This is a genomic window from Methylobacterium sp. B4, from assembly GCF_003201865.1.
Lineage (GTDB): Bacteria > Pseudomonadota > Alphaproteobacteria > Rhizobiales > Beijerinckiaceae > Methylobacterium.
Genome location: NZ_QJJJ01000038.1, coordinates 1 through 19,741 on the forward strand (window position 1 = coordinate 1; position 19,741 = coordinate 19,741).

The following is a 19,741-nucleotide window of genomic DNA, read 5'->3' on the forward strand; positions in this document are numbered from 1 at the left end:
AAGCGCCGACACCTCGGAGCAGGAAGGACAGCGATCGCCCGATCCAGTCACCCGGATCAGCTCCGCTCCACCACAAACTCCGAAGACCCCGAGGCGCCTGACCACCAAGCGGTGGACCGCGGCACCCCGTCGGTGAAAGTGGGTTTACGGCAGCCCCGCCTCGCCGTCAATCGGAAAATCGAGGAAAGAGCGCCGGGGGCCGCTAGCGGCCCTCGGAATGCGCCGGAAGGGCATTCCGAGGACGGAGTGCCCTTGCCTCATCCGCGCGTGCCCCAGCGCGCGCCCATCTGGCTCGGGCGGGCCGCATCGGGACCGAGTGAGGGACCGCTGGCACGGGCCGGGCGGTGCGTCGACTTGGTGGATTCGCTTTCCGGCGCCAGCATGTCCGGCACGCCGGCCTCGGCCTCCGTACCACGTCCCTGCGCGAACTGACCCGCCTTGCGGAAGCGCCAGAGGTAACCGGGCACGACCGCCTCGACGGCGGTGGGCTGAATGCCGAGCGCCTCGATGGTGCGCCCATCCGCCTTCGCCGCTTCGGAGACGACGTTGTCGCTTTGCAGCAGGGTGACCTGATCACGGGTGAGCTTGAGATTGGCCGGCAGCAGCCCGAGGGTCAGCATGTCGGCGAACTCGATGACCCGCGCCTGGATGCGGGCGGCGGGCTCGGGCAGGTCGAGCACGGCGCGGCGGCGCATGGTCACTTCGAGCATGTAGCGCACGAAGTATTCGAGCGAATTCACCTCCGGCCCACCGAGTTCGTAGACGCGGCCTTCCGGCACCGCCCCATCCACGGCGCGGGCCACGGCCTCGGCGACGTCGCCGACGAAGACAGGCTGGAACCGGCTCTGCGCGCCCGCGAGCGGCAGGACCGGCAGGAAGGTGGCCAGCGCGGCGAAGCGGTTGAAGAAGCCGTCCCCGGGACCGAACACCAGCGAGGGCCGGAAGATCACCGCGTCGGGACAGGCCTTCAGCACCTCCGCCTCGCCCAGCGCCTTGGATCGGGCGTAGATGGAGGGCGATTTGGCATCGGCGCCGATCGCCGAGACGTGGATCAGCTTCGCGCCCACCGCGGCGGCGGCGCGGGCGATCTCGCCGGCGCCCTCGGTCTGGAGCTTCGAGAACCGCTGTTTGCCCGATTCTTGCAGGATGCCGACGAGGTTGATGACGATGTCGGAATGCTCCACGGCCCGGCGGATCGAGTCGGGGTAGCGAAGATTGGCCTGAACGGCCACGATCTGGCCGACCTTGCCGAGCGGCTGCAGGAACAATGCGAGGTCGGGCCGGCGCACGGCGACGCGGATCCGGTAGCCGCGCTTAGCGAGCGCCCGCACCACATGGCGCCCGAGAAAGCCCGAGCCGCCGAACACGGTGACGAGCTGAGTTTCCGGACGGGTCGGAGGCGTGGCTGCGGTGACGAGGCTGCTCATGGCCGATCGAGGCCCCTTTCTCGGGTGACACGTCGAGACCGACGGCACGGGGCCGCAGGGCCGACAAGCCACGGAGCGCAGCCGTCGGCAGGACGCTCCTTAGACCAGTTTGAAGTCGAGGGCAGCCGGTCGGGCCAAGGAATTTGCGTGGAGAAAGCGCCGGCGCGCCCTCCGGCCTCTCGTCAGTTACGGCCGAAGCGGCCCTCGCGCAGGAAGTGCAGGGTCTCGTCCTGGAGGCGGCGGCTCCACATCATGGTCGGATGGGCGACCGGCAGCACGATGTGATCCGTCATCCCCGCGAGCCGTGTTCGCGCGACCGTGACACGCCCGTCATTCGGCCCCGGCAGCAGCAGCGAGGCCAGCGGATAGACGCTGCGGCTGCCGGCAATGATGCCGAGGGGGTAATCGACCGGGCCGAAGAGCCGGCGGCACGTCTCATTGCGTTTTGTGACGAGTTCCGCGCCGGCCGGGCCGAAGACGCGGCGGTAGAGGGCGAACCGGTGCAGCGCGTCGGCAACCTCGCTGCCCTCGTTCGGCGGCCCCAGCATCACCACCCGCCCGAGATTTTCAGGTCGGTGGCCGGTGAGGAGCACGCGGGCGACGAGGCCGCCCATCGAGTGGGTGACGATGTGGAGGCGCGCCACGCCCGCGCCGAAGGCCGAGACGGCGGGCGCCAGCGCTCCGGCGATCTCGGCGAGCCCCAGGTGCCGGGCCGGATAATCGAGGTTGAGGGTGACATATCCGGCTGCGCTCAGCCTGCGCTCCAGCGGCCGAAGCGAGGCGGCCCTGCGGGCGATGCCGTGCAGGAGGAGAACCCCCTCGGTCGCGCTCACGGTCGTCCGGCTCCCGCGAAGGCCTCGTGAAAAGCCTCTTGGAACGTCTCGTAAAGGAGCGCGGCGAGGCGCTCGACCGCCGGCCCGCCAGGGCCGCTCCGGCGCAGCCGAAGTGAAAGGGCCGGAAGGGGCGGCAGGCCCGTCTCGCCCGGATCGAGGGGGCGGAGCGTCCCCGGCAGGCCGTGCGCCGTGCGCAGGGTGAGGCCGAGGCCGGCGGCCACCGCGGCCCACAAGCCGGCGAGCCCCTGGCTGGTGAAGCTGATGCGCCAGGGGATGCCGGCCGCATCGAGGGCTTCGCTCGCAGCGTGGCGGAAGCGGCAGGGCGCCCCGAACAGGGCGAGGGGCAGCGGCCGGCTCGCGGCGAGCGAGAGATCCGACTTCGGACCGACCCAGACCATGGGCAGGTCCGCGACCAGGGTCCCCTCCCCCGCCCCGCCGGCATCGTCCCAGAGCAGCGCGAGATCGAGTCGTCCGGCCTCGACCTCGGCGCGCAGGACCGCATCGCGCTCCACATGCGCCTCGACGCGCACCGCCGGATGCAGCCGGGCGAAGCGGGCGAGCACCGCCGGGAGCCCGGTCTCGGAAACGTCCTGCGGCAGGCCGAGGCGGACCCAGCCCGTCAGCGCCGGCGCGGCGACCGCGCTGACCGCCGCGTCGTTGAGATCGAGCATCCGACGGGCGTAGCCGAGCAGCATCTCGCCCGGCTCGGTCAGCGCGAGGCCCCGGCCGTTCCGGCGCAACAGCGGGCAGCCGACCTGATCCTCCAGCTTGCGCAGCTGCAAGCTGATCGCCGAGGGCGAACGGCCTAGCCGCGCGGCGGCCTTGGCGAAGCTACCGAGATCGATCCCGGTCACGAAGGTGCGCAGCACGTCCATGTCGAGATTCACGGGGAGCGCGGCCATCGTTGAGTTTTCCAAAACAGTCGCTTCAGAACTACGCGATTTTCGCAACGATGCTGCGTGGCTAATCCTGTCGTCGTCAACGGCGGATCGGCCGCCGGACACGAAAGGACCCCCCTCAATGCCCTTCGTCACCCTCAAGGTTGCCGGCCCTGCCCTTGCGCCCGGCCTCGCCGCGGAGCTTCAGCAGTCGATCACCGCGCTGATGGCGGAGGTGCTCGGCAAGCGGGCCGATCTCACCGCCTTCCTGATCGAGCCCTCGGTTCCCGGAGACTGGGCCGTGGGGGGCTCGGCTGTCGAGGCGGCAGCCCATCTCGAGGCGAAGGTGACGCAGGGCACCAACACGGTGGAGGAGAAGGCACGGTTCGTGGCCGAGGCGCATGCTTTGCTGGTGTGCCTGCTGCCCGGACCGCTGCCGCTGGCGACCTACGTCGTCGTGCACGAGGTGGCGGCGGAAGCCTGGGGCTACGGGGGCCTCACCCAGGCGCAGCGGGCGCGGGACGCCGCCCGGGGGTAGAGCGGCGACGTCTTGAAAAATTCTCGGCATATCCTCCGGCACACCTCCCTGGCATCCTGACACGGCCGAGCGGCGGACAGGCGGGGCGGAACGAGCGAATGCCGGCAGGTTCCTTGTTCCTGCTCTACGCCGCCCTCTACGGCGGGTACGGTGCGCTCTCTCCGTTCCTGCCGCCCTTCCTCGAAGCCCGTGGGCTCGACGCGAGTGAGATCGGGACCCTGCTCGCCGCGGCGATGCTGGTGCGCCTCGCCGCCGGGCCGATCCTCGGACGGCTCGCCGACCAGCGCGGCGCCGTGCGCGGCTTCCTCGCGGCGGGACTGGCCCTCGCGGCGGGGCTGACCTTGGCCTTCCTCGCCGGGTCCGGCTTTCCCGTTCTGCTGACGATCGCGCTCGGTCAGGCGGTGGCGACGGCCCCCTTGGCGCCGCTCGCCGACGCGGTAGCGCTGGCCGGAGGCCGCAACGGGGCCGCCTATGGCCGCATCCGCGGCGCCGGATCGGCCGCCTTCATCGCCACCACGGTTCTGACCGGCTTCCTGGTCGGACCGTTCGGCCACGGTATTGGGCTTCTGCTCTGCGCTGTTCTGTTCGGCGCGGCGGCGCTGGTGGCGCTGCGCCGTCCGGCGGCTTCCAGACCACCATCTCTGCGCGGCGAAGGCCAGGCGGAGGGACTGGACGAGGGCGGATTTCGTCTCCTCGTCGCCGATCCACGCTTCCGGCGCCTCGTGCTCGCCGCCGCCCTGGTGATCGGCGCGCACGCCATGCACGATGCCTTCGCGGTCCTCGTCTGGCAGGGGGCGGGCATCGGACCGCGGGCGGCCGGGCTGCTCTGGGCGGAGGCGGTCGCCGCCGAGGTCGTCGTCTTCCTCTGGTTCGGATCGCGCCTCGTGGCGCGGATGGGGCCGCCCCGGGCGCTGGCGCTCGCCGCCCTGGCTGGCGCCCTGCGCTGGGCCGTTCAGGCGCAGACCGCGTGGCTTCCGGCACTGGCCGTCATCCAGCTGCTGCACGGGATCACTTTCGCGCTCCTGCACCTCGCCTGCCTGCGCCTGATCGTGGAGGCCGTGCCGGAAGCGCGCCGCGCCACGGCTTTGGCACTCTACGGCACCTTCGGCCTCGGGCTCGCCTCCGCGTTGATGACGCTGATTGCGGGGCCGCTCACCGGCGCGCTCGGCATGAAGGGGTTCTGGGTCATGGCCGCCGTCAGCCTGTCGGCAGTGCCGGTTGCGCGCTCGCTCGCGAGAATCCGATAAGGAGAGCCGTCCGCATTCGCCTTCGCGAAGCGGGACATATATAGAACATTCAAGGCAGCCACGATGATTCCATGCCCGCCGTCGCCGACATCCTGATCCCGCTCGCCCTCGACACCGCCTACAGCTACGCGGTGCCGGCTGGCCTCGTGCTGGCCGAGGGCGACATCGTGCAGGTGCCGCTGGGGCCGCGCGAGACGATCGGCGTGGTCTGGGGCCTGGACGAGCGGGCCTCGGGCGGGAACCTGCGCCCCGTGACCGGCAAGGTCGAGGCGCCCCCGCTCTCGGATGCCCTGCGCAAGCTGGTCGATTGGCTCGCCCGCTACACCCTGGCGCCGAAGGGCTCGGCGCTCGCCATGGCCCTGCGGCTGCCCGATGAGACGGCCCGCAACGAGGCGCCGCGGGTCGGTGTGCGTGCCGCGGGCAAGCCTCCGGCCCGGCCCACGGCCGCCCGTGGCAAGGTGATGGCGGTGGCCGCCGACGGGGCGGTGCGGGGCAAGAGCGCGCTCGCCAAAGAGGCCGGCGTCTCGCTCAGCGTCGTCGATGGGCTGATCGACGACGGTGCCCTGGAGACGGTGGCACTGATGCCCGAGCCCGTCGCCCTGCCGCCCGACCCGGACCATCCACGGGTGCCGCTGTCGGAGTCGCAGGATGCGGCGGTGCAGGCTCTGATCGCCCCCTCCCCTGCCGGCAGTCCCACCGGTGAGACGGTGCTGCTCGAAGGCGTGACCGGGTCCGGCAAGACGGAGGTGTATTTCGAGGCGGTCGCCGAATGCGTGCGGCAGGGGCGGCAGGCGCTCGTGCTGATGCCGGAGATCGCGCTGACGGCGCAGTTCCTCGACCGCTTCGCCGGACGCTTCGGCGTTCGGCCGGCGACTTGGCATTCCGGCATCGGGGGGAAACGCCGCGAGCGGCTGCGGGCGGGCGTCGCCGCGGGCGAGGTCTCGGTGGTGGTCGGCGCCCGCTCGGCCCTGTTCCTGCCGTTCCGGAATCTCGGCCTGATCGTGGTCGATGAGGAGCACGAATCCGCCTACAAGCAGGAGGACGGCGTGCATTACCACGCCCGCGACATGGCGGTGGTGCGCGGCAAGATCGAGGGCTGCCCGGTGGTGCTCGCCTCGGCCACGCCCTCGATCGAGTCGCGGGTCAACGCCCAGAGCGGACGCTACCGCCACGTCTCCCTTCCCGGTCGCTTCGGCGGGCGGCCGCTGCCCGACATCGCCGCCATCGACATGCGCCTCGACAAGCCGGAGCGCGGGCGCTTCCTGTCGCCGCCGATGGTGAATGCGGTCAAGAGCACGCTCGCCGCGGGCGAGCAGGCGCTCCTGTTCCTCAACCGCCGGGGCTACGCGCCGCTCACCCTGTGCCGGGCCTGCGGCCACCGCTACCAGTGCCGCAACTGCTCGACTTGGCTGGTGGAACACCGCTTCCGCCGGGCGCTCGTCTGCCACCAATGCGGCTATGCCGAGCGCAAGCCCGAGGCTTGCACCGAGTGCGGCGCTTTCGACCATCTCACTCCCTGCGGACCCGGGGTGGAGCGGATCGCCGAGGAGGTGACCGAGCTATTCCCCGAGCAGCGCGTCGTCGTGCTGTCGAGCGACTTTCCCGGCGGGGCCGAGCGCCTGCGGCAGGAGTTGGAGACAGTCGCGGCGGGCGATTGCGACATCGTCATCGGCACACAGCTCGTCGCCAAGGGCCACAACTTCCCGCACCTGACCCTCGTCGGCGTGCTCGACGCCGATATCGGTCTCACCTCCGGCGATCCCCGGGCGGCCGAGCGCACCTTCCAGCTGCTCCAGCAGGTGACGGGCCGCGCCGGACGCGGCGAGCGGCCGGGCCGTGCCCTGGTGCAGACCTACCAGCCCGAGCACCCCGTCATCGCCGCTCTGCTCTCGGGGGATGCCGAGCGCTTCTACGAGGAGGAGATCTGGGCCCGCGAGGCGGCGGGGCTGCCGCCGTTCGGGCGGCTCGCGGCGCTGATCGTCTCGGGGGAGGAGCGGGAGAAGGCCGAGGCGCACGGTCAGGCGCTGGCGCGGGTCGCCGAACCGCCGGCCGGCGTGAGCGTGCTCGGACCGGCCGAGGCGCCGCTCGCCCTTGTGCGCGGGCGCTGGCGCTTCCGGCTCCTGGTGAAGACCGAGCGCGGCATCGACGTGCAGAGCTATCTGCGCGACTGGCTGGCACGGGGGCCGAAGCCGCGGGGGAATCTCAAGGTCGCAATCGACGTGGACCCGCAGAGTTTCCTATAGTCACGCCACCCGCCGTCCGCCGGCGCGGGGCGTGTTCCACGGCCGGCGTTATCCAAAGGAGCGTCGAGCTGTGCTGAGCTACGAGAAGAAGCCCGATTCCGCGATCGCCGAGATCGTGGTCGATGGGAAGATCTCCGACGAGGAGATGAACGCGGTCATGACCGCGATGAAGGCCGACCTCGACAAGGGCGGCCGTCTCAAGCTCCTCGAGGACATCCGCAGCTTCGAGGGCATGGAGCCTGCGGCCTTCTTCAAGGACCCTCGCTTCGGGATCTCGATGATGAAGGGCGTGAGCCACGTGGCGCTGGTCACCGACGCGACCTGGCTGCGGGCCGTGGCCGAGACGTTCGGGTTCGTCTCGCCGGTGCAGATCAAGGTGTTCGAGCGCGCGCGCATCGGCGAGGCACGGGCCTGGCTCGAAGCGGGCGTCTGATCCCGCCGCGATTTTAGCCAAGGAAAAAGGGCGGGTCCTTTCGGCCCCGCCCTTTTTCCTGTCGTGAAGCGTGATGCGTCCTACTCGGCGAAGGCCGTGCGGACGGTGCTGCGGCGGGCCGTCCAATGGCCGGTGCAGAGACCGCCCGAGACCCGCCAGGTGCCCGAGCCCGAGCGAGCCTGGAGCCGGCCCGAAGCCGTGCCGCTGGCCGCCGACGTGGCAACGTTGAGACCCACGCCGCCGTCGGTTCCGACGCGACCGGTGACGGTCGTTCCGCCGGAGGCCGCGTTCGTGATCGGGCGGACCTGCCCGTCCCGAACCACCAGGGTATGAGTGTACTGCGCGTCGCAGAGCCCGCTCTCGGTCACGAGTTGAACCGACCACGTCCCGTCGAAGTCTCCCGCCACGGCCGGCGAGGCGAGCGTGGCGGCCAGAGCGGCGGCGAGGGCGAGTTTGGGCATGCGTCATCCAGCTCAGCGACGAGGACAAGGTGTAGGAAGCGCCGTCGCTCGCGCTCCGTACCGTCGTTCTGTGAGATGTCCGCACCATACCCGAACAAGAGGCGAGAATATGACGACGGGCAATGGCAGGGCCGCCGACAAATCACGACTGTTCGAGGAACAAATTACGCGTAGGGCTTGAAGAAGTTCCGTTAGATGTGACTTTTCAGCACGTAACTGTTGCAAGCACAGCCGTAAGGCAGGCTGAACGGCGCAGCTTATCTAGCCGGAAGCAGCCGCGGCCGAATGCCGGCCCATCGTTAGATTGTATTCGGCGGGAAACGAAGCGGCGGCACCGCGGCGGCCGGATCGATCATGGCGGCTGGCAAGGTGAGCCTTGCTGCGGGGGGTGCATCAAGGCCGATGGCTCGTCGGCCGCATGCTGAGGCTCGACCAGCGATTGTCTCAAGGGAGAAAGAGAGATCGACCCCGCGTCAGGCGGAAGGTTCGGCGAGCCGTGCCCGGTGGCGGTCGAGGGCATCGAGCAGGACCGGCATGAAGGCGGACGCGCCGTCGAGTTCGGCCACGCCGCGGTCGAGCCGGCCGAGGGCCTGCACCTGCGCTTCGAGCCCCTGGAACGGCGCGAGATAGGCCCAGATCGCCTCGTCGGCCTCACCGACATTGGCCGGCTGTTCCGATGCCAGAAGGGCCGAGAAGATATCGAGGGTCGTCTCCAGGCTCGCCACGTCGCGTCCTTCCGGGTGCAAGGGCTGCGGGCGGCGCCGGATGAACCGGCACCGCCCGTGGAATCAGTGCGTCCGCGGCGAGCCGCTCTTGCCGGCCTCGTCGCGGCGGTGGTGACGATCCTGCTCGCCACCGCCGCCGGAGACCTTGGAATGGGAGCCGTTGGTCGCCGCGTTCGGCGTCGGGCCCCGGCCCTCGGTCGGATCGGGCCGGTCGGGCCGCTGGTGGCTGCTGCCGGGACCACCATGGTGGCGGTCGGCGGCGGGCGTCTTGCTGGAGGTGCTCATCGATCCTGCTGATGTCCCTGATGCGTGGTGTTGACCTTCGAATTGCCGGCCTGCCCGGTCTTGTCGGGATCGTTCGGGGTGGCCTTGGTCGTGTCCTTGGGCGCGGACTCGGCACTGCCGGGTCCCTTGTCGGAGCGATTGGCCGGCGGCACCGGCGGTGGCTTGGTCGACATGAGATCTCTCCTCGGTTCGGGGAACGGATCAGCGGTGGCGGTGACCGCCGATGAGGCTGGCCGCGGCGGCGAGCCCGACGCCGGCGACGACCGCGGCCGTCGTCAGGGGATGGAGCGCGCCGCGGGTGTAGAAGCTGCGGCGCATCACGGTGCCCGGATGGTCGCCGGCAGTGCGGCCGCCCTCGCCGGGGCGGTCGAGCGAGCCCGCGGGATGCCGGGCGGGCTCGTCGCGCATCTGCTGGCCGGTCATGGTCGTGCCGATGCGATCGAAGACGCGCGGCGCCACGGCCTGCGCCGCGCTCATGATGCGCCCGCCGCCGCCGATATAGATGTCGCGGCGGGGGTGTTCGGCCGCATGGACGATCGCCTCGGCCACCTCCTCCGTGCGGTAGACCGGCGGGGGCAGCTTGGGCTCGCGGTCGGTGTAGTTTCGGGCATGCGCCGGGAAGGGCGTGTCGATCGCCGCCGGCTTGATGAGCGTGACCGCGACCGGAGCGCCCTCTTCCTTCAGCTCGATCCGCAGGGAATCGGTGAAGCCTTTGATGGCGTGCTTGCTCGCGCTGTACATGCCCTGCAGCGGGAAAGGGACGTCCGAGGCGACGCTGCCCAGGTTGATCAGCGTGCCCCCGGATGCCTTCAAGTGCGGAAGCGCGGCGAGCGAGCCGTAGACCAAACCCCAGAAATTGACGTCGAACAGGCGGCGGTGGTCGGCATCCTCGACCTCTTCAAGCCGGCCGATGATCGAGAGCCCGGCATCGTTCACCCAGGTGTCGATGCGGCCGTAGCGCTCGACCGCGGCGCGCGCGAGCGCCTCGACCTGGGGGCGGTCCGAGACGTCGGTGGCGAGATGGAAGGCCTCGCCCCCCTCCCGCTCGATCTCGCGGCAGATCTCGGCCAGAGCCTCCCGGTTGCGCGAGGCGAGCACGACTCTCGCACCGCGCCGGGCGGCAAGGCGGGCCGTGGCGAGGCCGATCCCGCTCGAGGCTCCGGTGATGACGACGACCTGCCGGTCGAGCGGCTTCTTGCGGGCGCTCGGCATGCGCTTCTCCTCGGATGACGGGCGCGGGAAAGGACCGGCGGACGGTGGGGCACGGTCCGCCCGCGGGGCTCAGGTCTCGCAGGCTGAACCCGGTCGGGCACGGCGAAGTTTCCGCCGCCTCAGGACGGCCAGGCGTCGAGGATCTCGGCGGTCGGGGCCGTCTCGATCTGCTCGCCAAAGCGGCTCTGATAGAGGAACATCATCGCGTCGTAGGTTTGGTCGGCGGAGGAGCAGACCGCATCGCAGGCCACGATCACGCGGTAGCCGCGATCGACCGCCCCGAGGATGCTGGCGAGCACGCAGACGTCCGTCTCGCCCCCGGTGACGACGAGGGTGTCGATCGCCTCCGCCCTCAGGACCTGCTCCAGTTCGGGCTCCATCCAGGGGGAGTAGACGCGCTTGTCCACGACGCGGGCCGGAGGCACGAACCGGCTCAGGCTCGGCAGCAGGTCCACCATTTCGGGCCCGAGGGCATTCAGCGTCATGCTGGGCCAGTGCTCGTAGTAGCGCCGCCACGCGCCCGCCGCTTCGCCCGGCGAGGCGGGGCAGACGAACCGGGTGAACACGGTCCGCTGCGGGTGCGCCGCCGTGATCCGTTCCAGATTGGGCAGGATCCGGGCGAGCCAGGGCGTGTGCCAGTCGGTCTCCTCGGCAAACATCCGCTGCGCGTCGACGCAGAGATGGGCGGCCTTCAGACCCAATCCGCCGAACTTCAAACCGTCTCTGCCCGCCATGGCCCGCTCCGATCTCCTCTTCCGCGCGTCCGCTCTCAGTTCGGGTGGAAGACCACCTTCACGCAGCCATCCTTCTTGTCGCGAAACGTCTTGTAGAGATCGGGCCCGTCCGCGAGATCCGCGGAGCGATGGGTGATCAGCGATGCGGTGTCGAACCGGCCCTCCTGGATCAGCTTGGTGAGCGGTTCGAGGTAGCGCTTCACATGGGTCTGGCCGCTCTTCAGGGTCAGGCCCTTCTGCACGATCGAGCCCATGTTCACGGGGATCGGACCGCCATAGACTCCGGGCACCGAGACGATGCCGCAGGGCCGCACCGCCTTGATCGCCTCGGTCAGGGCATAGGGCCGTTCGGTCGAGGTCAGCTTCTCTTGAAGCGTCGAGATCACGCTGGAGAAGCCGTGACCGGCGCTGGCCTCCATGCCGACGCAGTCGATCACCCCGTCGGCGCCCTCGCCACGGCTGATCTCCTTGATGCGTTCGAACACGTCATCCTTGGCGAAGTCGATGATGTCGGTCGCGCCGTACTTGGTCGCCAGGGCAAGGCGCTCCGGCACCGTGTCGATGGCGATGATGCGCTCGGCGCCCATGATCTTGGCCGACTGGATCGCGAACAGGCCGACGGGCCCCGCGCCCCAGACGGCGATGATCTCGCCGCCCTTGATCTCGCAATGCTCGGCGCCCTGCCAGCCGGTCGGCAGGATGTCGGTGAGGAACAGGACCTGCTCGTCCTCCATGCCGTCGGGCACCTTCATCGGCGCCACGTCGGCCATCGGCACGCGCACGTACTCGGCTTGCCCCCCTGCGTATCCGCCGGTGATGTGGGAGTAGCCGAACAGGCCGGCGGTGGTGTAGCCGAACTGCGCGGCGGCCATCTCGGCATTGCGGTTCGAGCGCTGGCAGACCGACCAGTTGCCAAGCCGGCACTGGCGGCACTCGCCGCAATTGATGTTGAAGGGCACGACGATCCGGTCGCCCTTCTTGAACTTGGTGAAGCCCGGCGCCGTCTCGACCACCTCGCCCATGAACTCGTGGCCAAGCACGTCGCCCGACTGCATGGTCGGCATCTGGCCGTCCATGAGGTGGAGATCCGAACCGCAGATCGCGCAGGACGTCACCTTGATGATGACGTCGCGGGAATCCTCGATCGTGGGATCCGGCACCGTGTCGCAGCGGATGTCGCCCTTGCCGTGCCAGCACAGTGCTTTCATCAGACGTCCTTGGAAGCTCGGAAGGCGGTGCTCGTGGCAGCATCGCCGGAGGGCAACCCCGGTTGCGTACGGCCAAGTTCCCGCCCCGCGCTGCGTCCAGGCGCCCTACGCACAGGCCGGCCTCAGAGCTTGATGCCGACCCTCTGGTTGAGGCGGGTGACGACCCAGACCGTGCCGATCGCCACGCACACGCCCCAGCCGACCTCCACCACCCGCGAGCCCGCCATGAGTTCGACCGGCCCGAAATGGGGCACGAGCAGGATGATGGTGGCGGTGATGCCGGCCAGCCGGCAGGCGCTGGCGACGTTGAAGAGCCAGCAGGCCAGGGTCGCCAGCACCACAGCGGCGGCATAGGTCGGAAGCGACGGGCCGAGGCCGAGATAGGCGCCGAGCCCGACGACACCCCCGATCGTGGCACCGGTGAACTGATCGCGGGCGGTGGAGCGGGTGGCGCCGAACTCGGTCTGCGCGACGGCGACCGCGGTGATCGCCGCCCAGAATCCCTCGCGCAGGCCGAGCAACTGCGTCGGCAGGTAGGCGACGATGGCCGCCGCCGCCGACATCACGCCGTGGGCGAGCCCGCCCGAGAAGCGGCGCCGCAGCGGCAGGCGTTTGCGCAGCCGCGTGACCTGATCGCCCAGCCAGCGGATACGGCTGGTGTCGCGATCGGCCTGTCGCGTCTCCTCGCGCGTCGCAGCGGCGGCCTCGGCCCGCACGGCGTCCTCGACCGCCTCCTCCGCACTCCGCTCGCCCTGTGCTCCCACCGATACCCTTTCGGCTCGCATTCGCTCTTCCTTCGTCCCTGCCCTCGCCCGCGGTCCGATACCCGGCGGCGAGCGCCCGGACCAACGCGGGTCGCGGCGGCAAATCGCGCTCGGGCCGCAGGAAAATTCGGCCGAACCGCTCCGGCGCGGCGGGGTTGTCCGGGCACGCCCCCACAATCCCCGACACACGAAGCGCCGGAACCCGAGCCGATGGAATCCTTTCCGAAGCCCCCCTTCCCCGACCAGCCCCAGCCGATGCCCGGCCGCACCGCCGCGATGGATCCGAAGCCGGACCACGGCGAGACGAGCTACCGGGGATGCGGGCGCCTGGAGGGCAAGAAGGCCATCGTGACGGGCGGCGATTCCGGCATCGGCCGGGCCGTGGCCCTCGCCTTCGCCCGCGAGGGCGCGGACGTGCTGATCTCCTATCTCGACGAGGAGGAGGACGCCGCCGAGACGCGCCGCCTGATCGAGGAGGCCGGCCGCAGGGCGGTGCTGGTGCCGGGCAATATCGGTGACGCCGCCCATTGCCGACAGATCGTCGAGCGGGCGGTCGAGGCGTTCGGGTGCGTCGACGTGCTCGTCAACAACGCCGCGCATCAGGCGAGCTTCAGCGCCCCGGAAGAGATCTCGGACGAGGAGTGGGAGACGACGTTTCGCGTGAACATCCACGCGATGTTCTACCTGACCAAGGCCGTGCTCCCGCACATGCGCGAGGGCTCGTCCATCATCAACACGACCTCGGTCAACGCCGACGCGCCGAGCCCGCAGCTGCTGGCCTACGCTACGACCAAGGGCGCCATCCAGAACTACACCGGCGGACTCGCGCAAATGCTGGCCGAGCGGGGCATCCGCGTGAACTGCGTCGCCCCGGGTCCGATCTGGACGCCGCTGATCCCCTCGACCATGCCGGCCGAGAAGGTGAAACAGTTCGGCTCCCAGGTGCCGATGAAGCGACCGGGCCAGCCCAAGGAACTCGCGCCGATCTACGTCATGCTCGCCTCCGACGAGTCGAGCTACGTCTCCGGCGCCACCGTAGCGGTGACCGGCGGCAAGCCGATCATCTGATTTCCTTCGGACCGGCCGAACGCTGAAAGGATGCCTCCGTCCCCCCGGAGGCCGGACGCTTTTTCCAGGAGCCCGCCCGTGAAGAACCTGCACGGCGCCGTCGTCGTCATCGCCGGCGCCTCGAGCGGCATCGGCCGCGCTGCCGCCCTCGCCTTCGCCGGCGCGGGCGCCCACGTCGTCGCCGCCGCCCGGCGCCGCGAGCCGCTGGAGCGGCTCGCGCAGGAATGCGCGCGGCTCGGCCCCGCGGCCCTGGCCGTTCCGACGGACGTGACCGATCCGCAGGCGGTCGAGGCCCTGGCGCGGGCGGCGGAGGAGCGCTTCGAGCGCATCGACGCCTGGATCAACAATGCCGGCACCGGCGTGTTCGGTCCGTTCCAGGACGCGCCGCTCGACCTGCATCGCCGCACGATCGAGGTGAACCTGCTCGGCACGATGCACGGCGCCTACGCCGTCCTGCCCCGCTTCCTCCAGCGGGAGTGCGGCGTCCTCGTCAACATGGTCTCGCTCGGCGGCTGGGCGCCGGCGCCGTTCGCGGCGGCCTACACGGCAAGCAAGTTCGGCCTGCGCGGCTTCACGGCGAGCCTGCGCCAGGAACTGCGGCGCTTTCCCCATATCCATGTCTGCGCAGTGTTTCCGGCGATGGTCGACACCCCGGGCTTCGTGCACGGCGCCAACGTCTCGGGCCGCACCCTCGACCCCGGCCCGATGCTCTACGCCCCCGAGGAGGTGGCCGAGACTTTGGTCCACGTGGTGCGCCATCCCCGCGACGAGATCGCGGTGGGCTGGCCGGCCCGCGCGGCGCAGGCCGCCTACGCCTTGATGCCGGGGCCGACGGAGCACCTGATGGGCATGGCCCTCCACAGGGCGCTCGACCGGGCGAGTCCCGCTCCCGTCACGCACGGGGCGCTGCGCGCACCGGTCGCGGAGGGCACCGCCTCGCGCGGCGGCTGGCTCGCGCGAAAGGGCTTGCCCTCGGCCTCCACCTTGAGCGGAATCGGCCTTGCCGTCGCCGGTGCGGGGATCGCGCTCGCGCTGGGCCGCCTCGGCCGAAGGCATCGGTCGCCGGAACGGTGAACGCAGGATGCGCGAAGAAAACCCCCGGTTAAGCCTAAGCGCCTATCACCGGCCCATCGAGCCTGGTGATGAAAGGAGCGCCGATGACCAGGGACCAACTCGCGATTGAACTGAAGCGCATGGCCTCTTCGCAGGTCAGCGACATCGAGCGCGCGGTCAAGGCGGGTCACAAGACCATCGCCCTGAACGAACTGGCCGACCTCGACCGTCAGCTCAAGGCGCTGGCCGCAGCGCTCAAGGCCAAGCCCGTCATCCGCGCCTGAGCGGATGCCGAAACCGGACGGCGCATCCGCGCCGCCTGCAACGGCCCCCGCCCCAGGGCGGAGGCCGCCGCAGACCGGACCGGCTAACGGTCCCGGCTCAGCAGCAGCAGCCAGCCGACCCCGAGCATCGCCACGGTCAGACCGATGATGACGAAGACCGGCGTGCCGAGATCGATCAGGCGCGGGGCGAGCTGCGTGGCGAAGGCCGCCACCACGAGGCCGACCGCCACCCGCGCTGCGCCGCGCTCGATGCCGCGCACCAGCTTGTCCATCCCCTTCAGCTCGATCTCGACGGTGACGCGCCCCTGCTTTAGGCGCACCAGCATGAGATGGATCAGGGTCGGCAGCTCGGAGGCCGCCCCGTAGAGGCCGGTCCCGAGCGACTCGGCCTTGCGCATCAGCCCGCGCAGGGAGAACTGCGAGCGCATGCTCGCCCGCACGGTGGGCCCGGCGGCGGCGAACAGGTCGAAGCCCGGATCGAGCTGGCGCATCACGCCGTCGGCGGTCACGAGCCCCTTGAACAGGATTGCGAGGTCGGTCGGCATCGCGAGGTCGTTCTCGCGGGCCATGGTCATGAAGTCGGTGAGCACGAGCCCGAGATTGAGCGGGATCGAGGAATGGGCCTGGACGAAGTTCTGGGCGGATTGCTCCAGCTTGCTCAGGTCCGGGTTCGAGGTGCCGGTCCAGTCCAGCAGCGTGGCCATCAGGCCGTCGACATCCTGCTTGAGCATGGAGCCGATCAGCACGAGGAGCTGTTGGCGCCGCTTCTGCGACAGGCGCCCGACGATGCCGAAATCGATGAAGCCGATCCGGTTGCCGGGCAGGATCAGCAGGTTTCCCGGGTGCGGGTCGGCGTGGAACACGCCCTCGATCAGGGCCATGCGCAGGAAGGCGTCGCAGCCCTTCTGCGCCAGCGCCTTCTTGTCCGCCCCCATCGTGCGCAGGGCGGCGGCGTCGTTGGGCGAGATGCCGTGGATGAATTCCTGGACGAGGACGCGCTCGGAACACCACTCCCAGAAGATCTTCGGGATGACGATGTCGTCGCGGCCCGCGAAGATCTCGGCGATCATCTCGCAGTTGCGGGCCTCGTTGAGCAGGTCGAGCTCGCCGTTGAGGCCGTTGGCGAGGTGGCGCATCTGCTCCTGAGGCTGGTAGCGGGCCATCTCGGGCCACTCCGCCTCGACGATGCGGGCCCCGTGCGCCATCAGCCGCAGATCGGCCTCGATGACCTTGCGCAGGCCCGGCCGCAGCACCTTGACCACGACCTCCTCGCCGGAATGCAGGCGGGCGCGGTAGACCTGGGCGATCGAGGCGGACGCGATCGGGTTGAGGTCGAACTCGGCGAAGACCTCCTCCGGCGGCGCGCCGAGATCGGCCTCGAGCTGCGGCCCGATCAGGGCCCACGGCACCGGCTTTACCTGGCTGTGCAGCTTCTCCAGCTCGTCGGTCCAGACCGGCGAGAGCAGGTCCGGGCGGCTCGCCAGGATCTGGCCGAACTTGATGAAGGTCGGTCCCAGCGTCTCGATGGCGCGGCGCAGGCGCTCGGGCTGGGACAGGCGCGCGACATCGACCCGCGGCGTGCGGCGGGGGATGAGCGGAATGTTGTGCAGGCCGAGCCGGTCGACGACCTTGGTGAGGCCGAATCCGATCAGGACCGAGGCGATCTCCGAGAGGCGCTGACGGTCGCGTGCGGCGACGAAGGCGGTTTTGAGCATGGCGGTCTTGCCTGTCGCGCGAAGCGTCGGCCGCGGCAAGACCGAAGAGGCCCTCGCCCGGGTCTTTCGCAATGATCAGGGCATGGGGCTTTTTTAGGATGCGCGCGCATCCCGGCCGATCAGGGGACCGCCGCCTCGGCGCGAACGTCGACGACGAGGCCCGTCGGCTCGGAGGTGCTCGCGGGGACCGTGCGCAGGATTCCCGGGACGTCCGCCCCCTCGACGCCGAAGCGGGCCCAGGCCGCGTGGCAGCGGCGATGATCCGCATCGGCCAGGAAGTAGCGCTCCTGCTCGTCCAGCAGGGTCTCGTAGACGGCGGCGCGGACGCCGTGCACCTCGCCGACATAGAGTTGGTAGATCCGGCTCCAGAAGGTCTCGTCGAGTTCCCACTCGCACTGGCCCGCCGCCTTCATCATCGCGAGCTTGCGCAGGCTCTGCCGCTCGGCATGCGGCATGACGAGGAAGCCGTAGCGCGCCTTCAAGGCCCGGCCCCCGACGGCGTAGCCCTCCTCGCTGGACAGCGCCCAAACGAGATAGCCGCCCACACTCCCCGCAAGCAGGCCGGCCGTCAGAAGAAGCGCGCGAAAGGCCGTCATGGCTTGCCCCCGGGTTGAGGCGCCTATCGTCATGCCAAGATGGGCCGCATCAAGGTCGAGCCGCGCGGGGCAGCCCTGCGGACTCTTCGGAGCCAGGACGCGATCGGCACCGGAAGATGACGGTGTCCCCTGCTCGGGACCCACTCAGGGCCATCGTCACAGCGGATGTGTTTGAGGCCCATCGCGTCAGCCTGCATCTGAACGACGCCCGGCTGTCGGTTCGTCCCCGGATCATCTGTCGCTTTTCGCGGCTGCAGAGCGATGCCCGCCCTCACAAGACAGATCGCGGCCCACCCTCTCCGCGACGCCATCTGCCAAGCCTGAGCGCGAAAGCCCGAAGCCTCCAACCTCGATGTCAGATCACAGGCAGGAGTCCAACATCGGGCGAGAACTGTGAACAGACGTGTCTTGGTGGCATGACAAATGCAGGGCATTCGGCAAACAGAGCCGTGCAGTTCATCAGTTCTTTCACCCCGCCGGCATTGATGTCGTGCCGGTCGTCGGCGTCTTGCCTCCCGACTCCTCGTTGGTGTTCGAGCGTGCCCAACATCGCCTCAGAACCTCAGTCCATCCCGCTAAGCAGTCCGGCCGGGAGACAAGGTCCGCTCGTCGTGATCGCGGAAGACGAGACGGCCATCCGGGCGACGACCTGCGCCGCACTGGCCCGCGAGGGATTTCGTCTCACCGCCGCATCGACCTGCGACGAGGCCCTCACCTGTCTTCGCAACAGGCCGGATGTGCAGGTCCTGATCACGGATGTGGTGACACCGGGCCGTGCCGATGGATACGAACGCGCACGCATCGCCAGCATGGAATTTACGCATGTTGCCCTTCTCATCACATCCGCACAGAGCCAGCCCCGGTACGGGGACATCGTTCTCGGAGCGTGGTTTCTCGCAAAACCCGTCGACCTGAATGTTCTGGGGCGTGTCGTCAGGGAATGCCTGGGGGCGTCCCACCGAAAACACATTGATTTTCACGACCGGTTTTCAGCAACAGGCGGAGAAGAAGGATATCGTACGCCTGAATGAGCCGTCGCTCTATCGTTCAACGAAGTCTGTCCGCACCATCGATGGGGCGAACAGAGCCCACGATTTGTGCGCCGCGCCGTCCGATCCAAACCGAAGGAAACCTGATCACGTGCGCGAATCGTCCTCTCTCATCCGCCCCGTGATCCTCTGTGGTGGCGCGGGCACGCGACTTTGGCCGGCCTCGCGCGAGAGCATGCCCAAGCAGTTCGCGCGCCTCGTCGATCCGGAAGAATCCACTTTCCAGGCCACCGCGCGCCGCGTCGCCGACCCCGGCCTGTTCGCCCGGCCCACCGTGATCGCGGCGGCCGAGTCGCGCTTCATCGTTGCCGAACAGCTCGTGCAGGCGGGGCTCTCCGCCGACATCATCCTCGAACCGCAGGGGCGCGATTCGGCCGCCGCCGTTGCGGTCGCGGCCCTCCACGGCGCCCGCACCGATCCGCAGGCGCTCGTACTGATCATGGCGGCCGACCACGTCATCGGCGACGCCGACGCGTTCCGCCGGGCGGTCGCAGCCGCCGCCGAGGGCGCGCGCGCCGGCTACACCATGACGCTCGGCATCGAGCCGACCCGACCCGCCACCGATTACGGCTACATCCGCTGCGGCGCTCCGCTACCCGCGGCCGAGAGCGGTGATCGAGCCGGCTGCGCGGTCGAGCGCTTCGTCGAGAAGCCCGACGCGGCCGGGGCCGAGCGGCTGATCGCCGAAGGGGCGCTGTGGAATTCCGGCTACTTCCTGTTCCGCGCCGACGTCATGATCGCCGAACTCGAAGCCTTCGCCCCGGACGTGCTCGCCGGCGCTCGAGCGGCGCTCCAGGCGGCGGCGACCGATCTCGACTTCGTGCGCCTCGACGCCGAGGCCTTCGGGCAAATCCCGAAGATCTCGATCGACTATGCGGTGATGGAGCGGACCGCCCGCGCGGGCGTGCTGGCCGTCTCCTTCGCGTGGTCGGACGTCGGCACCTGGGACGCCGTCTGGCAGGTGCTGGAGCGCGACGCGCGGGGCAAC

General features: G+C 69.9%; 22 protein-coding genes. 9 read left to right on the forward strand and 13 right to left on the reverse strand.

Annotated features, from left to right (window positions below; all coding sequences use genetic code 11):
* Positions 1–257: 257 nt before the first annotated feature.
* The 3 genes from BY998_RS23140 to BY998_RS23150 all read right to left on the reverse strand — a co-directional run bounded on the left by BY998_RS23140 (position 258) and on the right by BY998_RS23150 (position 3,162).
* Entirely contained in the window at positions 258–1,427 is a 1,170-nt protein-coding gene (locus tag BY998_RS23140) for a complex I NDUFA9 subunit family protein (RefSeq protein WP_110354040.1), read from the reverse strand.
* 182 nt (positions 1,428–1,609) lie between these two features.
* On the reverse strand, positions 1,610–2,260 hold the full coding sequence (locus BY998_RS23145; RefSeq protein ID WP_110354041.1) for an alpha/beta hydrolase: 651 nt from the start codon (positions 2,258–2,260) through the stop codon (positions 1,610–1,612).
* Complete coding sequence (locus tag BY998_RS23150) at positions 2,257–3,162, reverse strand: LysR substrate-binding domain-containing protein (RefSeq protein WP_110354042.1); 906 nt, start codon at positions 3,160–3,162, stop codon at positions 2,257–2,259. Before BY998_RS23150 ends, BY998_RS23145 begins: the two co-directional genes overlap by 4 nt.
* Positions 3,163–3,280: 118 nt before the next feature.
* On the opposite strand from BY998_RS23150, the gene BY998_RS23155 reads away from it, so the two are divergent.
* The 4 genes from BY998_RS23155 (at position 3,281) to BY998_RS23170 (ending at position 7,599) form a co-directional block, all read left to right on the forward strand.
* Positions 3,281–3,676, forward strand: a complete 396-nt coding sequence (locus BY998_RS23155) for a tautomerase family protein (protein ID WP_110354043.1) — start codon at positions 3,281–3,283, stop codon at positions 3,674–3,676.
* Positions 3,677–3,774: 98 nt separating this feature from the next.
* Positions 3,775–4,923 (forward strand): MFS transporter, encoded by a 1,149-nt coding sequence (locus BY998_RS23160; protein WP_110354044.1) that lies wholly within the window; start codon positions 3,775–3,777, stop codon positions 4,921–4,923.
* A 71-nt stretch (positions 4,924–4,994) separates the two neighbouring features.
* Complete coding sequence (locus BY998_RS23165) at positions 4,995–7,166, forward strand: primosomal protein N' (protein ID WP_110354045.1); 2,172 nt, start codon at positions 4,995–4,997, stop codon at positions 7,164–7,166.
* A gap of 70 nt (positions 7,167–7,236) precedes the next feature.
* A complete protein-coding gene (locus BY998_RS23170; RefSeq protein ID WP_110354046.1) occupies positions 7,237–7,599 on the forward strand; it encodes an STAS/SEC14 domain-containing protein in 363 nt (120 codons plus the stop codon).
* Positions 7,600–7,679: 80 nt separating this feature from the next.
* Here the strand turns inward: BY998_RS23170 and BY998_RS23175 are convergent, their stop codons facing one another.
* The 8 genes from BY998_RS23175 to BY998_RS23205 all read right to left on the reverse strand — a co-directional run bounded on the left by BY998_RS23175 (position 7,680) and on the right by BY998_RS23205 (position 13,009).
* Positions 7,680–8,060: a hypothetical protein gene (locus BY998_RS23175; protein WP_110354047.1), complete on the reverse strand. Its 381-nt coding sequence runs from the start codon at positions 8,058–8,060 to the stop codon at positions 7,680–7,682.
* Between the two features lie 473 nt (positions 8,061–8,533).
* Complete coding sequence (locus tag BY998_RS23180) at positions 8,534–8,785, reverse strand: hypothetical protein (RefSeq protein ID WP_110354048.1); 252 nt, start codon at positions 8,783–8,785, stop codon at positions 8,534–8,536.
* 63 nt (positions 8,786–8,848) lie between these two features.
* Positions 8,849–9,070: a hypothetical protein gene (locus tag BY998_RS23185; protein WP_110354049.1), complete on the reverse strand. Its 222-nt coding sequence runs from the start codon at positions 9,068–9,070 to the stop codon at positions 8,849–8,851.
* A complete protein-coding gene (locus tag BY998_RS24555) occupies positions 9,067–9,243 on the reverse strand; it encodes a hypothetical protein (RefSeq protein WP_181425603.1) in 177 nt (58 codons plus the stop codon). The genes BY998_RS23185 and BY998_RS24555 overlap by 4 nt, the downstream gene beginning before the upstream one ends.
* A gap of 28 nt (positions 9,244–9,271) precedes the next feature.
* The gene (locus tag BY998_RS23190) at positions 9,272–10,282 is read right to left on the reverse strand and encodes an SDR family oxidoreductase (RefSeq protein WP_110354050.1); all 1,011 of its coding nucleotides are present in this window, start codon (positions 10,280–10,282) and stop codon (positions 9,272–9,274) included.
* Between the two features lie 119 nt (positions 10,283–10,401).
* Positions 10,402–11,016, reverse strand: a complete 615-nt coding sequence (locus tag BY998_RS23195) for a cysteine hydrolase (RefSeq protein ID WP_110354051.1) — start codon at positions 11,014–11,016, stop codon at positions 10,402–10,404.
* A gap of 35 nt (positions 11,017–11,051) precedes the next feature.
* Positions 11,052–12,224, reverse strand: a complete 1,173-nt coding sequence (locus BY998_RS23200; protein ID WP_110354052.1) for a zinc-dependent alcohol dehydrogenase — start codon at positions 12,222–12,224, stop codon at positions 11,052–11,054.
* Positions 12,225–12,346: 122 nt separating this feature from the next.
* Positions 12,347–13,009, reverse strand: a complete 663-nt coding sequence (locus BY998_RS23205) for an FUSC family protein (protein ID WP_110354053.1) — start codon at positions 13,007–13,009, stop codon at positions 12,347–12,349.
* A gap of 189 nt (positions 13,010–13,198) precedes the next feature.
* On the opposite strand from BY998_RS23205, the gene BY998_RS23210 reads away from it, so the two are divergent.
* The 3 genes from BY998_RS23210 to BY998_RS23220 all read left to right on the forward strand — a co-directional run bounded on the left by BY998_RS23210 (position 13,199) and on the right by BY998_RS23220 (position 15,393).
* Positions 13,199–14,056 (forward strand): SDR family oxidoreductase, encoded by an 858-nt coding sequence (locus tag BY998_RS23210; RefSeq protein WP_110354054.1) that lies wholly within the window; start codon positions 13,199–13,201, stop codon positions 14,054–14,056.
* A gap of 78 nt (positions 14,057–14,134) precedes the next feature.
* Complete coding sequence (locus BY998_RS23215) at positions 14,135–15,130, forward strand: SDR family oxidoreductase (protein ID WP_110354055.1); 996 nt, start codon at positions 14,135–14,137, stop codon at positions 15,128–15,130.
* Positions 15,131–15,213: 83 nt separating this feature from the next.
* The gene (locus BY998_RS23220) at positions 15,214–15,393 is read left to right on the forward strand and encodes a hypothetical protein (RefSeq protein WP_003604447.1); all 180 of its coding nucleotides are present in this window, start codon (positions 15,214–15,216) and stop codon (positions 15,391–15,393) included.
* 83 nt (positions 15,394–15,476) lie between these two features.
* Here the strand turns inward: BY998_RS23220 and BY998_RS23225 are convergent, their stop codons facing one another.
* Both BY998_RS23225 and BY998_RS23230 read right to left on the reverse strand, forming a co-directional pair.
* The gene (locus BY998_RS23225) at positions 15,477–17,108 is read right to left on the reverse strand and encodes an AarF/UbiB family protein (protein WP_110354058.1); all 1,632 of its coding nucleotides are present in this window, start codon (positions 17,106–17,108) and stop codon (positions 15,477–15,479) included.
* 119 nt (positions 17,109–17,227) lie between these two features.
* Positions 17,228–17,704, reverse strand: coding sequence for a hypothetical protein (locus tag BY998_RS23230; protein ID WP_110354056.1), 477 nt, complete (start codon positions 17,702–17,704; stop codon positions 17,228–17,230).
* Positions 17,705–18,315: 611 nt separating this feature from the next.
* Between BY998_RS23230 and BY998_RS24560 the strand changes: the two genes are divergently transcribed.
* Both BY998_RS24560 and BY998_RS23240 read left to right on the forward strand, forming a co-directional pair.
* The gene (locus BY998_RS24560) at positions 18,316–18,735 is read left to right on the forward strand and encodes a response regulator (protein WP_181425604.1); all 420 of its coding nucleotides are present in this window, start codon (positions 18,316–18,318) and stop codon (positions 18,733–18,735) included.
* A 109-nt stretch (positions 18,736–18,844) separates the two neighbouring features.
* A partial coding sequence (locus tag BY998_RS23240; protein WP_245421720.1) for a sugar phosphate nucleotidyltransferase occupies positions 18,845–19,741 on the forward strand: 897 nt, incomplete at its 3' end.

Excerpts from the sequence above, each read along its gene's own strand:
- BY998_RS23140 (WP_110354040.1), bottom strand. The coding sequence starts at position 1,427 with ATGAGCAGCCTCGTCACCGCAGCCACGCCTCCGACCCGTCCGGAAACT.
- BY998_RS23150 (WP_110354042.1), bottom strand. The coding sequence starts at position 3,162 with ATGGCCGCGCTCCCCGTGAATCTCGACATGGACGTGCTGCGCACCTTC.
- BY998_RS23155 (WP_110354043.1), top strand. The coding sequence starts at position 3,281 with ATGCCCTTCGTCACCCTCAAGGTTGCCGGCCCTGCCCTTGCGCCCGGC.
- BY998_RS23160 (WP_110354044.1), top strand. The coding sequence starts at position 3,775 with ATGCCGGCAGGTTCCTTGTTCCTGCTCTACGCCGCCCTCTACGGCGGG.
- BY998_RS23165 (WP_110354045.1), top strand. The coding sequence starts at position 4,995 with ATGCCCGCCGTCGCCGACATCCTGATCCCGCTCGCCCTCGACACCGCC.
- BY998_RS23175 (WP_110354047.1), bottom strand. The coding sequence starts at position 8,060 with ATGCCCAAACTCGCCCTCGCCGCCGCTCTGGCCGCCACGCTCGCCTCG.
- BY998_RS23185 (WP_110354049.1), bottom strand. The coding sequence starts at position 9,070 with ATGAGCACCTCCAGCAAGACGCCCGCCGCCGACCGCCACCATGGTGGT.
- BY998_RS24555 (WP_181425603.1), bottom strand. The coding sequence starts at position 9,243 with ATGTCGACCAAGCCACCGCCGGTGCCGCCGGCCAATCGCTCCGACAAG.
- BY998_RS23190 (WP_110354050.1), bottom strand. The coding sequence starts at position 10,282 with ATGCCGAGCGCCCGCAAGAAGCCGCTCGACCGGCAGGTCGTCGTCATC.
- BY998_RS23195 (WP_110354051.1), bottom strand. The coding sequence starts at position 11,016 with ATGGCGGGCAGAGACGGTTTGAAGTTCGGCGGATTGGGTCTGAAGGCC.
- BY998_RS23200 (WP_110354052.1), bottom strand. The coding sequence starts at position 12,224 with ATGAAAGCACTGTGCTGGCACGGCAAGGGCGACATCCGCTGCGACACG.
- BY998_RS23205 (WP_110354053.1), bottom strand. The coding sequence starts at position 13,009 with ATGCGAGCCGAAAGGGTATCGGTGGGAGCACAGGGCGAGCGGAGTGCG.
- BY998_RS23210 (WP_110354054.1), top strand. The coding sequence starts at position 13,199 with ATGGAATCCTTTCCGAAGCCCCCCTTCCCCGACCAGCCCCAGCCGATG.
- BY998_RS23220 (WP_003604447.1), top strand. The coding sequence starts at position 15,214 with ATGACCAGGGACCAACTCGCGATTGAACTGAAGCGCATGGCCTCTTCG.
- BY998_RS23225 (WP_110354058.1), bottom strand. The coding sequence starts at position 17,108 with ATGCTCAAAACCGCCTTCGTCGCCGCACGCGACCGTCAGCGCCTCTCG.
- BY998_RS23230 (WP_110354056.1), bottom strand. The coding sequence starts at position 17,704 with ATGACGGCCTTTCGCGCGCTTCTTCTGACGGCCGGCCTGCTTGCGGGG.